This is a genomic window from Oerskovia sp. NPDC056781 (genome assembly GCF_042789955.1).
GTDB lineage: Bacteria > Actinomycetota > Actinomycetes > Actinomycetales > Cellulomonadaceae > Oerskovia > Oerskovia rustica.
In genome coordinates this window covers 16,777-30,705 of sequence record NZ_JBHUAD010000021.1, presented here as the reverse complement: position 1 = coordinate 30,705, position 13,929 = coordinate 16,777, and the positions used below count along the sequence as shown (strand labels likewise).

The window sequence follows — 13,929 nt, the reverse complement described above, 5'->3', positions numbered from 1 at the left end:
GACGGGGTGACCATGGACGTATGTCCACCGTCGGACCGGTCGTCGTCGGCTACGACGGGTCGCCCTCCGCGACCTCCGCCGTGCGCTGGGCCGCGCGCGAGGCCCGACGGCGTGGCGCCCGTCTGGAGGTCGTCTTCGCCCGCGACGCGCACGACACCCACCTCGAGCCCTCGCTGCCCGGTGGCGGCGAGAACGCGCAGGCCGGAGCGCGGGCGCTCGCCGACCGTGGCCGGGTCCAGGCGCTCGAGGTCGAGCCCGACCTCGAGGTCGAGGCGACCGTGGAGTACACGACCCCGGCCGCGACGCTCGTCGGCACGTCGCTCGACGCCGCGATGGTGGTCGTCGGGTCGGGGGACCACGGGCGGGTCCGCGGCGAGCTCGGCGGGTCGGTGGCGCTCGCGGTCGCCGCGCACGCGCACTGCCCGGTCGTCGTGGTCCACGGGGACGTCGAGGCGCTGCGCGACGTGAACCTGCCGGTGGTCGTGGGGGTCGACGGTTCGACGCACGCGACCGGCGCGCTCAGCCACGCGGCCGAGGTCGCGGCCTCGCGCGGTGCGTCGCTGCGGGTCGTGGTCGCGTGGTGGACGCGCGCCTCGGCGCACCTCGAGAGCTACATGGCCGCGGAGTTCCCGCGCGAGCGTGCCGAGAACGGGGCCGAGCGACTGCTCGCGGCTGCGCTCGCGCAGGTGCACGAGGAGTACCCGGACCTGGAGGTCGAGGGCTCGACCGTGGAGGCGCAGCCGGCTCCCGCGCTGGTCAGGGCCTCGGAGGGGGCCGAGCGGCTGGTCGTCGGGTCGCGCGGGCGGGGCGGTTTCGCGGCGCTCGTCCTGGGGTCGGTGAGCCACTCGCTCGTGCGCGAGGCGCACTGCCCCGTGACGATCGTGCGCTGAGCCCCTGGTCCCGGCTCTCGACGTGATCCCGACCACATCTTCGGTCCTGCTGCAGGTCCGGGGCTTTCACCCGGTAGGGATGTTTGGTTAGGCTCACCTCTGTGAGCCACCCCTTATCCGGCGACGACGTCGCTTCCACCGCCCAGGACTCCTCCCGCCCGGCCCTCGCCGGGACCGGGCTGAGCCTCGGGTACGACGGGACCGCCGTCGTGCACGACGCCTCCCTGCGCCTGCTCCCCGGACAGGTCACCGCGCTCATCGGCCCCAACGGGAGCGGCAAGTCGACGCTCCTGCGCTCGCTCGCCCGGCTCCACAGGCCCGTTCAGGGGACCGTGAGCCTGCCCGACGTCCCCGACGCGCTCGCTCTGCATCCCAAGGACTTCGCGCGGCGCGTCACCCTCCTCTCGCAGAGCCGGCCCACGCCCAACGGCGTGAGCGTGCGCGACGTCGTCGGGTACGGGCGCCACCCGCACCGGGCGCGCTTCCGCTCCACGGACCCCGACGGCGCCCGCGCGATCGCCTGGGCCATGGACGTCACCGGGGTCGCGGCGATGGCGGGCCGCGGCGTCGACGAGCTGTCGGGCGGCGAGCTCCAGCGCGTGTGGCTCGCGACCTGCCTCGCGCAGGACACCGCGGTGCTGCTGCTCGACGAGCCCACGACCTACCTGGACCTGCGCTACCAGGTCGAGATCCTCGACCTGATGCGTGACCTCGCCGACGACCACGGCGTGGCCGTCGGCGTCGTGCTGCACGACCTCAACCAGGCGGCCGCGGTCGCGGACCACGTGGTCCTGCTCCAGCGCGGCGTCGTCCGTGCCGCGGGCGACGCCGCCGACGTCCTGACCGCCGACGCCTTGAGCGAGACCTACGGCATCCGCATCGAGGTCACGCACGACCCGCTGACCGGCACGGTGCAGACCGCGCCCGTCGGGCGGCACACGACCCGCAGGCTCGTCGCCGTCCCCTGACGACCCGAGCCTCCCGTGCTGCCGCGCACCCCGGCGCGGCAGCCCACCGAGCCCCGCCTCCCGGCGCGGGCAGCACCCTCAAGGACACAGGACCCCCATGCGAACGACCCTCCGGACCGGCCTGCCCGCCGTCCTGCTCGTGACAGCGCTCACCCTCACCGCGTGCGGCACCACGGAGGAGGCCGACGCCGGCAGCGCGTCGAAGGCCCCCGCCTCCGACGCGGGCCCCGTCACCTTCACCGACGAGCGCGGAGAGCAGACGCTCGACGCCCCCGCGACCGAGGTCGTCTCGCTCGAGTGGGGCCTGACCGAGAACCTGCTGGCGCTCGGCGTGGACGTCGTGGGCCAGGCCGACGTCGAGGGCTACAACACGTGGGACACCTCGGTCGCGCTCGACGCGTCGACGCCCGACGTCGGGATGCGCGGAGAGCCCAGCCTCGACGCCATCTCCGCGCTCGAGCCCGAGCTCATCGCCGTCACCACGGACACGCCCGACAACGTGATCGACCAGCTCGCGGACATCGCGCCCGTCGTGACCCTGCGCGGCTCCGACGGCACCGACCCGATCGGGTACATGCGCCAGACCGTCGAGACCCTCGCGACCGCCACGGGCACCGAGGACAAGGGCACCGAGCTGCTCGAGGGCTTCGACGCCAAGGTCGTCGAGGGCAAGAAGGCCCTCGAGGAGGCCGGCGTCGCAGGCGCCTCGTACGTCATGGCCGACGGCTGGGTCAACAACGGCACAGTCTCGGTGCGCATGTACACGCCCGGCTCGTTCCTCGGCGCGATCGGCGCCGAGCTGGGCCTGGCGAACGCGTGGACCGGCGAGGGCGACCCCGACTACGGGCTCGCGCAGACCGACGTCGAGGGCCTGACCGCGCTGAGCGACGTCCAGTTCCTCTACGCCGCGAGCGACTCCGAGGCCGACCCGTTCGCCGAGGGCCTGGCGGGCAACGCGATCTGGGAGCAGCTCCCGTTCGTCGTGGCCGGTGACGTGCACCGCATCCCCGACGGCATCTGGATGTTCGGCGGGCCCGCGTCCGCGAGCACCTACGTCGACGCGCTCGTCGCGGCCCTGACCCAGTGAGCACGAGCGCCCCGGGGGGACTCTCGACGGCCCGGCACGAGGTCCCGGACGACACCACCGGACTCCTCGCCCCGCCGGTCCCGGCCGTCCCCCCGGGGCGCTCGCGCCTCCGGTTCCGTCTGACGGTCGCCTCGGCGTTCGTCGTCGGGATCCTCGCCGTCCTGGTGCTGGCCGCTGTCCACCTCACGCAGGGGACGGCCGACGTCGGGCTCGGCGACCTGCTGCGCCTCATGACCGGCGGCGACGCCGACGCCGACCGGACCGCTGCGGCCGTCCTGGTCGCCTCGCGCGTCCCGCGTCTGCTCGCAGGCCTCCTCGTGGGTGTCTCGCTCGGTGCGGCGGGCGCCGCGCTGCAGTCCGTGGCACGCAACCCGCTCGCCTCGCCCGACACGCTCGCGGTCAACGCGGGCGCCTACGTCGCGGTCGTGGGCGCGGCCGTGATCGGCGTGACCCTGCCGTTCTACCTCTCCGGGACGCTCGCGCTCGTCGGTGGGCTCGCGGCCTCGGGCCTCGTGCTCGTCCTGGCCCGTGGCGGCGCAGCCGGGCCGACCCGGCTCATCCTGGCGGGCTCGGCGATCACGCTCGCGCTGCACTCCCTGACGACCGTGCTGCTCGTGCTGTTCCAGCAGGAGACCATGGGGCTGTTCGCGTGGGGGAGCGGCTCGATCGTCCAGTCCGGCACGTCGCAGGTCGCGCTCGCGGCCCCGCTCGTGGTCGTCGGCCTCGGCGGCCTGATCCTCGTGGCCCACCGCCTGGACCTCCTGGCGCTCGGCGACGACACCGCGACGGTCCTCGGGATCGACGTGCGCGCGACGCGCGTCGTGACCATCCTGCTCGCGGTCCTGCTCTCGGCCACGGCCGTCACGGTCGCGGGCCCGGTCGGCTTCGTCGGCCTGTGCGCCCCCGTGGTCGTGCGCCTCGTGGCCCGCAAGGTCCCCGGGCTCAACCGGCACCGCGTGCTCATCCCGCTGGCGGGGATCGCGGGCGTGATCGTGGTCCTCGGCGCCGACGTCCTGCTGCGCCTCGTCCTGCCCGGTACGTACGGCGTGGCCGTCCCGACGGGCGTCATCACGACGGTGTTCGGGGCCGTGGTGCTCGTGTGGCTCGCGCGCCGGCTCAAGGACTCCGGTCCTGCCGCCGGGACCCGCGCCGCGCACGTCCGGCCGCGTGGCGCCCGCCGCGCCCTGGTCGTGGTGACCGTCCTCGTCGCGCTCCTCGTCGCGGTCACGGTCGCCGCGCTCCTGCTGGGCGACAGGCTGCTGCTCACGGGTGACGTCCTCAACTGGGCCGCCGACCGGGCGGGCAAGCAGGTGAGCTTCGTGCTCGACCAGCGCGTCCCGCGCGTTCTCGCCGCGATCCTCGCGGGGGCCGCGCTGGGCCTGGCCGGGACGGTCGTGCAGTCCGTGTGCCGCAACCCGTTGGCCGAGCCCGGCCTGCTCGGCGTGACGGCGGGCGCGGGGCTGGGCGCCGTCGGGGTCGTGCTGCTGGTTCCTGGCGTCGGCATCATGGGCATGTCCCTCGCCGCCGTCGTCGGTGCGCTCGGCACGTTCGCGATCGTGTACCGCCTCGCGTACCGGGGCGGCCTGAGCTCGGACCGGCTCGTGCTCATCGGCATCGGCATGAGCACGGGCGCCACGGCCCTGACGACGCTCGTGATCGTGGTCGTCGCGCCCTGGAACCTCAACGTCGCGCTCACCTGGCTGTCCGGGTCGACGTACGGGCGGACCTTCGACCACCTGGTCCCCGTCGTCCTCGCGCTGCTCGTGGTCGTGCCCGTCGCGGTGCTCCACCGGCGCGAGATGGACGTCCTGGCGCTCGACGAGGACACCCCGCGCGTCCTGGGCCTGCGCCTGGACCGCACGCGCCTGCTGCTCCTGGGGGCCAGCGCGGTCCTGACGGCCGCGGCGGTGTGCGCGGTCGGGGTCGTGGGCTTCGTGGGGCTCGTCGCCCCGCACGCGGCCCGCGCCCTCGTCGGTTCGCGCAACGGCCGGGTGATCCCGGTCGCGATGCTGCTCGGGGCCGTCCTCGTGAGCGTCGCGGACACCGTGGGGCGGACGGTCATCGCGCCCGCCCAGATCCCGGCGGGCCTGACGACCGCGCTCATCGGGGCGCCCTACTTCGTGTGGCTCCTGTGGCGCAGCCGCGGCCGCGAGGCGTGATCCGTCGGAGTGATCCCGACCACACGTTCGGCTTCGGGGGTTCACCCGGCCCCGATGTTTGGTTAGGCTCGCCTACGTGACCCAGACCAGTGTCGTGACCGAGCAGGAGATCTCCCCGTTCCGCATGTTCGACGTGCAGGTGCGACGGGTCGAGAAGCTCTCGCCGAGCTTCCTGCGCGTGACCTTCACGGGACACGACCTCCACGAGTTCGCCGACAACGGGCTCGACCAGCGCATCAAGCTCGTCTTCCCCGCGCCCGACGGCGGTTACGAGCACCTCGTCCGCACGGGCGAGTGGTACTCCGCGTGGCGCGCGCAGCCCGAGGAGCGTCGCAACCCGCTGCGTACCTACACGGTGCGGGCCGTGCGCCCGGAGGCCTTCGAGGTCGACATCGACCTCGTCCTGCACGGCGACGCGGGTCCCGCGTCCCGCTGGGCGCTCGCCGCGCGCCCCGGCAGCGAGATCGTGCTGCTCGGCCCCAACGGCCTGTGGACGGGTGCGCACGGCGGCGTCGAGTTCTCCCGACCCGTCCGCAGCCACGCGCTGCTCCTCGCGGGCGACGAGACCGCGGTCCCCGCGATCGCCTCGATCCTGGAGTCCCTGCCCGCCGACGAGGTCGGTGATGTCTTCCTGGAGGTCCCGTACGAGGGCGACGTCCTGCCCGTCACGGCCCCCGCGGGCGTCAACGTCACGTGGCTGGCCCGCGAGGGGCGCGCGCACGGCGACCTGCTGGTCCCCGCGGTCCGCGAGGCCGCCGACCGCCTGCTCGAGCGCAACGTCTGCGGTGCGACGCACTCGCTCACGTGCGCGGCCCGCGGGCTCGTCCAGCACTCGGGCGGGGCCGCCAAGGCGGCCGAGCTCGAGGACGTCGACATCGACACGGACATCCTCTGGGAGGTCCCCGTCGACGACGACGGCACGCCCCTGGTCGCGTGCGCCGAGCTCTACGCGTGGCTCGCAGGGGAGGCCTCGGTCATCAAGACCCTGCGCCGCTACCTCGTGTCGGAGCGCGGCGTCGACCGCCGCTCGGTCGCGTTCATGGGCTACTGGCGCGAGGGCCGCGCCGAGGGCTGACGGCCGCGAGGGCCACGCCGAGGGCTGACGGCCCCTCGCTCTCATCCCACCGGCACGCCCAGCCCCTCGACCAGCTCGACCCCGGGCAGCCGCGCGAGCAGCGCGCCCGGCAGCAGCAGCTTCGACCGGCGCAGCCCGCTCCCGATGAGCGCGGGCTCGCCGTCGGTCGCCACGCGCGCGTCGAGCAGCACGCGCCACCCGTCCGGGAGCCCGACCGGGGTGATCCCGCCGTACTCCATGCCGGACTCGGCGACGGCGCGGTCCGTGGGCAGGAACGAGGCCTTGCGCACGTCGAGCAGCGACCGCACGCGTGAGTTCACGTCGGCACGGGTCGTGGCGCGCACGACGGCCGCCGCGATCCGTTCGTCGCCCCCGCGCCGTCCGGCGACCAGGACGCAGTTCGCCGAGGCGACCGGCGGCAGGTCGTGCGCCGCGTTGAGGGTCGCGGTGTCCGCGAGGTCGGGGTCGATCTCGACGACCGCGACCTGCTCGGCCACCCGCGGGTCCTGCGCGGCCCAGCGGGCGAGGGCCTGTGCGACGGGCGGCGCGAGCAGGTCGAGCCTGTCCGTGGCCGGGACCCAGGCGAGGTCGCCCAGGGTCGGGAGCGTCGCCGGCCCGTTCGTGCCCTGGCTCATGCGGTGACCAGGATCTGGTAGGTCGGCGTGATGGTCGCGCGCGCGATCGTGTGGAACAGCGCGGCGATCGCGACGGCCGTCGGTGGCGTCGAGGGGGTCACGTCCAGCCTCTCGACGTCGAGCGCGTGCACCGCGAAGACGTACCGGTGCGGCCGGTCGCCGGGCGGAGGTGCGGCGCCCAGGTATCCGGGGCCTCCGCCGTCGTGCCGGGTCTGGAACGTGCCCTGCGGGAGGTAGCCGCCGCCGGGGGAGCCCGCCCCCTGCGAGAGGGTCACCGTGGCGACCGGGAGGTTGACCACGGTCCAGTGCCAGTACCCCGCCGGGGTCGGTGCGTCGGGGTCGAAGCAGTTGACCAGGAACGAGCGCGTGGCCGCGGGGAAGTGGTTCCAGGCGAGCTCGGGCGAGCGGTTGTCGCCCTCGGCCGCGTGGGTGCGCGCCATGGGCGCACCCTGCACGACGTCGTCGCTCGTCACCGTGAAGAGCGGCACCGGGGGCAGCAGCGAGTAGGGGTCGGGAGCGAGCGGACGGTCGGCGAGGTTCATCGGTCCATCGTGCCCGGTGACGTAGGTGGTGGCCAGGGGTGACGAGGACGGGTGCGTCGATCCGGGTGAGATGCGGGAAGGTGGCCCGCTCTGCTGGTGAGCGGCTGCCGGGCGGCTGCGTGCCCGGTCGCCCGAGGTTTCAGGGGCGGGTCGAGGGTTCACGTGCCGCTCCGGCGACGGGCCCGAGGCCCGGGATCGTTGATATCTCACGCTTCCTGGCCCGGGCCTGAGGTGTCGGTCGAGACTTCCGAAATGCCTGCATCCTGGGTTGAACGTTGCGTGACGACGAAACCCTCAACCTCGGATCGACCCTTGGTGACGACCGGGTGAGGCGAGTTGACACCCCCTCGGGGAGCGCGTGTACTGGAAGTGTTCGAACATCTGTTCGAACGTCTTCGAGCGTGCAGGAGGTGTCATGACCCTGGTCGACGACACCCTCCGGGAGGCCCTGGACGGCCCCGCGACTGCCGTCACCACCACCGCCGCACGGGCGGCGATCGACCTCGCCGACCCGCTCGCGCCCGCCGGGTCCACGCATGCCCAGCGGGCGCTCCTGGCCCGGTCGGTGCTGCGCCGCGCGGAGCTCTCGGCCCGGCGCGCACCGGGGAGCACGGGGGAGGAGAAGCTCCTCCCCGTCCCTGACGAGCTGGCCGACCTGCTCCCGTTCGGCGGGCTCCAGCGCGGCACCGCCGTGGTGGTCGACGGCTCGACCTCGCTCCTGCTCGCGCTGCTCTCCGAGGCCTCGCGCACGGGGGCCTGGACCGCGATGGTCGGCTTCCCACGCCTCGGCGTCCTCGCGGCCGCCGAGGCAGGGATCGACCTCGCCCGTGTCGCCCTGGTCCCGTCCCCGGGCCCCGACGCCGCCGCGGCCGTCGCGGCCCTGCTCGACGGGATCGACGTCGTCGTGGTCGGGCCGCAGGCTGCGCTGACCGACGCCGACCGCCGTCGCCTGACCTCCCGGGCCCGCGAGCGCGGGAACCTCCTCGTCGCGGCGCAGCCCTGGACCGGGGCGCACGTGGTCCTCACGGTCCGCGAGGGCACGTGGTCCGGTACGGACCACGGCGCCGGGCACCTGCGCAGGCGCCGGCTCACGGTCCAGCGCAGCGGGCGGGCCGGCGCCTCCCGGGGCATCGAGCGCCAGGTCGACCTGCCGCTGCGCGGGGGTGCCGTGAAGAACCCGCGGCAGGTCGAGAAGACCCCGCCCGGCCTCCGGCTCGTCGGATGAGCGCCGAGAGCACCGCCACCCGCACCGCGGTCCTGTGGGTGCCGGACTGGCCGGTCGTCGCCGCGATGAGCGCGGCCCAGGTCCCCGCGCACGTGCCCGCGGCCACGCACGACGGGCGCCGCGTCCTCGCGGTCTCGGCCACCGCGCGGGCGCAGGGGGTGCGCCGGGGGATGCGACGCCGTCGGGCGCAGGAGTGCTGCCCCGATCTCGCGCTGCTCGACGCCGACGACGCGCGCGACGCGCGCGAGTTCGAGCCCGTCGCGCTCGCTGCCGAGACCGTGGTCGCGGGCATCGAGGTCGCGCGCCCGGGCCTGTTGCTCCTGCCCTCGGGCGGCCCCGCGCGCTACCACGGCACCGAGGAGCGCCTCGCGCAGGTGCTCGTCGAACGGGTCGCGGCGGACACGGGCCACGAGAGCCAGGTCGGCGTCGCCGACGGGATACTGGCCGCGGTGCTGGGTGCGCGGGCCTCGCTCGTCGTGCCCGCAGGGACCTCCCGGGCCTACCTGGCCCCGCGCCCGCTGGGCGAGCTCGCGCACGTCGTGGTGGGCGACGCCCAGCCCGTCGCGCAGCTCGTCGATCTCCTGGGCCGCCTCGGCGTGCGGACCTTCGCGGACCTCGCGGCGCTGCCCGCCGCGAGCGTCCTGTCCCGCTTCGGCGACCTGGGGGCCTGGGCGCAGCGCCTCGCGCAGGGCGAGGACCTGCGCCCGCCCGCGAGGCGCCGCATCGAGGCGGACGTCGCCGTCGAGTGCGAGCTCGACCCGCCCGCCGAGCGGGTCGACGTCGCGACCTTCGCGGCCCGCCGCCTCGCCGAGGACCTGCACGCCCAGCTCGTCGAGCGGTCCTCGTCGTGCGGGCGGCTGCGCATCACGGCCCGCACCGAGGACGGGCGCGAGCTCGAACGGACCTGGCGCTGCGACGACGGAGCCATGGGCGGGCTCACCGCGGCCCGCATCACCGACCGCGTGCGCTGGCAGCTCGAGGGGTGGCTCACGGCGTCGCGCGTCGCACTGGGACAGCGGCAGGGCCGGGGGGCGCGCCGGGACGACCATGCTCAGGCCGGCCGCGAGGACCTGCCGGACCTGCCCGAGGACCGGCCCTCGCCGCTCGTGCGGCTCGCGATCACCGCGGAGGAGGTCGTGGCCGCGGGCGTCGAGCAGCCGCGGCTGTGGGGCGCGTCGAGCGGTGAGGACGCGCGCGCCCAGCGTGCCCTGGGGCGTGTCCAGGGCCTCCTGGGCGGGGACGGCGTCCTGAGCGTCGTCACGCAGGGCGGGCGCGACGTCCACGACCAGGTCCACCTCGCGCCCTGGGGGGAGGCGGCCCCCGCGCCGCGGCGTGCGGACCTGCCGTGGCCGGGGCGCCTGCCCGAGCCTGCGCCCGCCCTCGTCCTGGACGTCCCGGAGGACGTCACCGTCCTGGACGACGCCGGAGCGCCCGTCCGCGTCGACGTGCGCCTCGTGATGAGCGCACCGCCCGCGACCGTGCGGTGGCTCGCGCCACGCGCCAGGGCGAGCAGGCGGGTGCTCGGCTGGGCCGGGCCGTGGCCGCTCGCCGAACGCTGGTGGAGCGAGACGCCGCGCCGTCGGGCATACCTCCAGGTGCTGCTCGACGACGGGCGCGGCGTGCTGCTCGCGAGCGCCCAGGGACGCTGGACCGTGGAGGCCGTCTATGACTAGGGCCGCCCCGCCGGGAGCCGGGGCACGCAGGACGCCCCGCTACGCCGAGCTGCACGCGCACTCGGCGTTCAGCTTCCTCGACGGCGCGAGCCACCCCGAGGAGCTCGCGGCCGAGGCCGCGCACCTGGGACTGTCCGCGCTCGCCGTGACGGACCACGACGGCCTGTACGGGGTCGTGCGCTTCGCGACCGCCGCGCGCGCGGTGTCCCTGCCGACGGTGTTCGGCGCCGAGCTGCACCTGCCCGTCACGCCCGCCCCCGGCGCCGCCCCCGTCCTGGACGCGCCCACGGGCGTGCCCGACCCGCGTGCGTCCCACCTGCTCGTCCTGGCCCGCGGCCCGGACGGGTACCGCAACCTGTCGAGCGCGATCGCGACCGCGCACCTCGCGACGGGCACCAAGGGGGCGGCCGACTACCGGCTCGAACGGCTCGGCGAGCAGTCGGGCGGCCAGTGGCTCGTCCTCACGGGCTGCCGCAAGGGGGCCGTGCGCTCCGCGCTGCTCACCGAGGGGCCGCGCGCCGCCCGGCGCGAGCTCGACCGGCTCGTGCAGGTCTTCGGCGCCGACAACGTGGCCGTGGAGATCACCGACGCGGGCGACCCCCGCGACAGCGACCTGTGCGACGCGCTCGCCGAGCTCGCCGCGGGCGCGCACCTGCCGCTCGTCGCGACCGGCAACGTGCACTACGCGCGCCCCCGCGACGCCGCCCTCGCGGGGGCGCTCGCGGCCGTCCGTGCGCGCTCGTCGCTCGACGACATGGACGGCTGGCTGCCCGGTGCCCCCACCGCGCACCTGCGCTCGGCCGCCGAGATGCTCGACCGGCACCGCCGCCACCCGCAGGCCGTGGCGACCGCGGCGGAGCTGGGCGCCGAGTGCCAGTTCGACCTGCGCCTCGTGGCCCCCGAGCTGCCGCCGTACCCGGTGCCCGCGGGGCACGACGAGAGGTCGTGGCTGCGCGTGCTCGTGGAGCGCGGGGGCGCCGACCGCTACGGTCCCCGGGGGGCCGAGCGCGAGCCCGGGGCGTGGCGGCAGATCGACCACGAGCTCGCGATCATCGAGCAGCTCGGCTTCCCCGGGTACTTCCTCATCGTGTACGACCTCGTCGAGTTCTGCCGCGCCCGCGGCATCCTCGCGCAGGGGCGCGGCTCGGCCGCGAACTCGGCCGTCTGCTACGCGCTGGGCATCACGGCCGTGGACGCCGTCAAGCACGGTCTGCTGTTCGAGCGCTTCCTCGCGCCCGAGCGCGACGGTCCCCCGGACATCGACGTCGACATCGAGTCGGTGCGCCGCGAGGAGGTCATCCAGTACGTGTACGAGCGGTTCGGGCGCACGCACGCGGCGCAGGTCGCCAACGTCATCTCCTACCGGCCGAGGTCCGCGGTGCGCGACGCCGCGCGGGCTCTCGGGCACGACGTCGGGCAGCAGGACGCGTGGAGCAAGTCGATCGAGCGCTGGGGGTCGCTGCGCGGGCCCGACCCGTCGTCGCCCGCGGCGGACCGGGCCGTCCGCGACCGGGCGATCGCCGCGCGCGGAGCGCACGGGTCGGCCCCAGGGGCTGCCGGGCCCGCGGTCGTGACCCGCACCGCGGCCAAGGACGCCCGCACGGCCGAGCTCTGGGGGACCGGTGAACCCCGGCAGCGCGCACAGAGGCGCCGTCCCGACCGCCCGCACACGGGGCACGCCGACTGGACCCCGGACCTGTCGGGTCGCGTCGTCGACCCGCTGGCCCACGACGACAGCGACCGGCGGGACGACCCCACGCTGCGCTCCGACGACCCGCACGACGTGGTGCCCGCGCACCGCCCGCCGTCGGCCGCCGAGGAGGGCGAGATCCCGGGCCCGGTGCTCGAGCTGGCCGAGCGCCTCCTGAGACTCCCGAGGCACCTCGGCATCCACTCGGGCGGCATGGTCATGTGCGACCGCCCGGTGATCGAGGTGTGCCCGGTCGAGTGGGCGCGCATGGAGGGGCGCACGGTCCTGCAGTGGGACAAGGAGGACTGCGCGGACGCGGGGCTCGTGAAGTTCGACCTGCTGGGCCTGGGGATGCTCACGGCGATCCGGGTCGCTTTCGAGCTGATCGCCGCGCACGAGGGGCTCGCCCTCGAGCTGCACTCGCTGCCCGACGACGACCCAGCGGTGTACGACCTGCTGTGCGCGGCGGACACGGTCGGGGTGTTCCAGGTCGAGTCGCGCGCCCAGATGGCGACGCTGCCGCGCCTGCAGCCGCGCACGTTCTACGACATCGTGATCGAGGTCGCGCTCATCCGTCCCGGTCCCATCCAGGGCGGCTCGGTGCACCCGTACATCAACCGTGCGCGCGGCCGGGAGGAGGTCACGTTCCTGCACCCGCTGCTCGAGAAGTCGCTCGCGAAGACGCTGGGCGTGCCGCTGTTCCAGGAGCAGCTCATGCAGATGGCGATCGACGTCGCGGGCTTCAGCGCGGCCGAGGCGGACCAGCTGCGCCGCGCGATGGGCTCCAAGCGGTCGGTCGAGCGCATGGAGGCGCTGCACGGGCGGCTCCTGGACGGCATGGCGAGGAACGGGGTCGCCCCGGACGTCGCCGAGCAGATCTTCGACAAGCTCAAGGCGTTCGCGGACTTCGGGTTCCCCGAGTCGCACGCCTACTCGTTCGCGTACCTGGTGTACGCGAGCGCGTGGCTCAAGGTGCACCACCCGGCCGCGTTCTACGCGGGCCTGCTCGCGGCGCAGCCCATGGGGTTCTACTCGCCGCAGTCGCTCGTCGCGGACGCGCGCCGTCACGGGGTCACGGCCCTGCGCCCGGACGTCAACGCGTCGGGCGTCAAGGCGGGGGTCGAGCGGCTGCCCCGCGCGTCGGCGAGCCGGGCGGCGAAGGAGGGGGCGCCGTCGGGCAGGGACGTGCGGCCGGGCCCCGCCGCGCCCCATCGCGGTCCTGTCACCCCGCGTGCTCCCGCCCCGCCCGACGGCGCCCCGCACCCCGACCTGTCCCTCGCGGTGCGCATGGGGCTGGGCAGCGTGCGCGGGGTGGGGGACCCGGTCGCGGAGGCGATCGTCGCGGCGCGCGCGGCCGGTCCGTTCACGGACCTGCGCGACCTGGTGCGACGCGTCGACCTGACCACGGCCCAGCTCGAGGCGCTCGCGACGGGCGGCGCCCTCGAGTCCTTGGGCGTGGCCCGGCGCGAGGCGCTGTGGGCCGCGGGGGCGCTCGCCCAGGAGAGCCCGGACACGCTGCCCGGCGTCTCGGTCGGGGTCGAGGCGCCGACGCTGCCGGGCATGAGCGAGGTCGAGACCGCGGTCGCGGACGTGTGGGCCACGGGCGTCTCGACCGACTCCTACCCGACCCAGTACGTGCGCCCCGGGCTGCGCCGGGCAGGGGTCATCACGGTCGCCGAGGCGGTCGTGCACGAGGCCGGCCGGCGGGTCGCGGTCGGGGGAGTCGTGACCCACCGCCAGCGCCCCGGGACCGCCGGAGGTGTGACGTTCTTGTCGATCGAGGACGAGACGGGGCTCCTCAACGTCATCTGCACGCCCGGCCTGTGGCAGCGGTTCCGGCGGGTCGCGCGGTCCTCGCCCGCGCTCGTGGTGCGGGGCCGTCTCGAACGGGCCGACGGCGCCACGAACCTCCTCGCGGAGCACCTCGCGCCGTTGTCGCTGCAGGTCGCGTCGCGGTCGCGAGACTTCCAGTAGGGCTCGGCTGG

At 75.4% G+C, this 13,929-nt stretch carries 10 protein-coding genes; 8 read left to right on the top strand and 2 right to left on the bottom strand.

Annotated features, from left to right (window positions below; all coding sequences use genetic code 11):
* Positions 1-20 precede the first annotated feature (20 nt).
* The 5 genes from ACFRCR_RS03630 (at position 21) to ACFRCR_RS03610 (ending at position 6,179) form a co-directional block, all read left to right on the top strand.
* Complete coding sequence (locus tag ACFRCR_RS03630; RefSeq protein ID WP_377675628.1) at positions 21-890, top strand: universal stress protein; 870 nt, start codon at positions 21-23, stop codon at positions 888-890.
* A 101-nt stretch (positions 891-991) separates the two neighbouring features.
* Entirely contained in the window at positions 992-1,858 is an 867-nt protein-coding gene (locus ACFRCR_RS03625) for an ABC transporter ATP-binding protein (protein ID WP_377675627.1), read from the top strand.
* A gap of 97 nt (positions 1,859-1,955) precedes the next feature.
* On the top strand, positions 1,956-2,945 hold the full coding sequence (locus tag ACFRCR_RS03620) for an ABC transporter substrate-binding protein (protein WP_377675625.1): 990 nt from the start codon (positions 1,956-1,958) through the stop codon (positions 2,943-2,945).
* Positions 2,942-5,104 carry an iron ABC transporter permease gene (locus ACFRCR_RS03615; protein WP_377675623.1) on the top strand — a complete coding sequence of 721 codons (2,163 nt, stop codon included), beginning with the start codon at positions 2,942-2,944 and terminating at the stop codon, positions 5,102-5,104. The genes ACFRCR_RS03620 and ACFRCR_RS03615 overlap by 4 nt, the downstream gene beginning before the upstream one ends.
* Before the next feature lie 124 nt (positions 5,105-5,228).
* On the top strand, positions 5,229-6,179 hold the full coding sequence (locus ACFRCR_RS03610) for a siderophore-interacting protein (protein ID WP_377675630.1): 951 nt from the start codon (positions 5,229-5,231) through the stop codon (positions 6,177-6,179).
* Between the two features lie 41 nt (positions 6,180-6,220).
* Here the strand turns inward: ACFRCR_RS03610 and ACFRCR_RS03605 are convergent, their stop codons facing one another.
* Positions 6,221-6,814, bottom strand: coding sequence for a YbaK/EbsC family protein (locus ACFRCR_RS03605; RefSeq protein WP_377675622.1), 594 nt, complete (start codon positions 6,812-6,814; stop codon positions 6,221-6,223).
* Complete coding sequence (locus ACFRCR_RS03600; RefSeq protein ID WP_377675620.1) at positions 6,811-7,356, bottom strand: YbhB/YbcL family Raf kinase inhibitor-like protein; 546 nt, start codon at positions 7,354-7,356, stop codon at positions 6,811-6,813. The genes ACFRCR_RS03605 and ACFRCR_RS03600 overlap by 4 nt, the downstream gene beginning before the upstream one ends.
* Positions 7,357-7,771: 415 nt before the next feature.
* Between ACFRCR_RS03600 and ACFRCR_RS03595 the strand changes: the two genes are divergently transcribed.
* The 3 genes from ACFRCR_RS03595 to ACFRCR_RS03585 are packed head-to-tail and all read left to right on the top strand — an operon-like array spanning position 7,772 to position 13,918.
* The gene (locus ACFRCR_RS03595) at positions 7,772-8,581 is read left to right on the top strand and encodes a hypothetical protein (RefSeq protein ID WP_377675618.1); all 810 of its coding nucleotides are present in this window, start codon (positions 7,772-7,774) and stop codon (positions 8,579-8,581) included.
* A complete protein-coding gene (locus ACFRCR_RS03590) occupies positions 8,578-10,254 on the top strand; it encodes a DNA polymerase Y family protein (protein WP_377675616.1) in 1,677 nt (558 codons plus the stop codon). Before ACFRCR_RS03595 ends, ACFRCR_RS03590 begins: the two co-directional genes overlap by 4 nt.
* Complete coding sequence (locus ACFRCR_RS03585; protein ID WP_377675614.1) at positions 10,247-13,918, top strand: error-prone DNA polymerase; 3,672 nt, start codon at positions 10,247-10,249, stop codon at positions 13,916-13,918. Before ACFRCR_RS03590 ends, ACFRCR_RS03585 begins: the two co-directional genes overlap by 8 nt.
* Positions 13,919-13,929 lie beyond the last annotated feature (11 nt).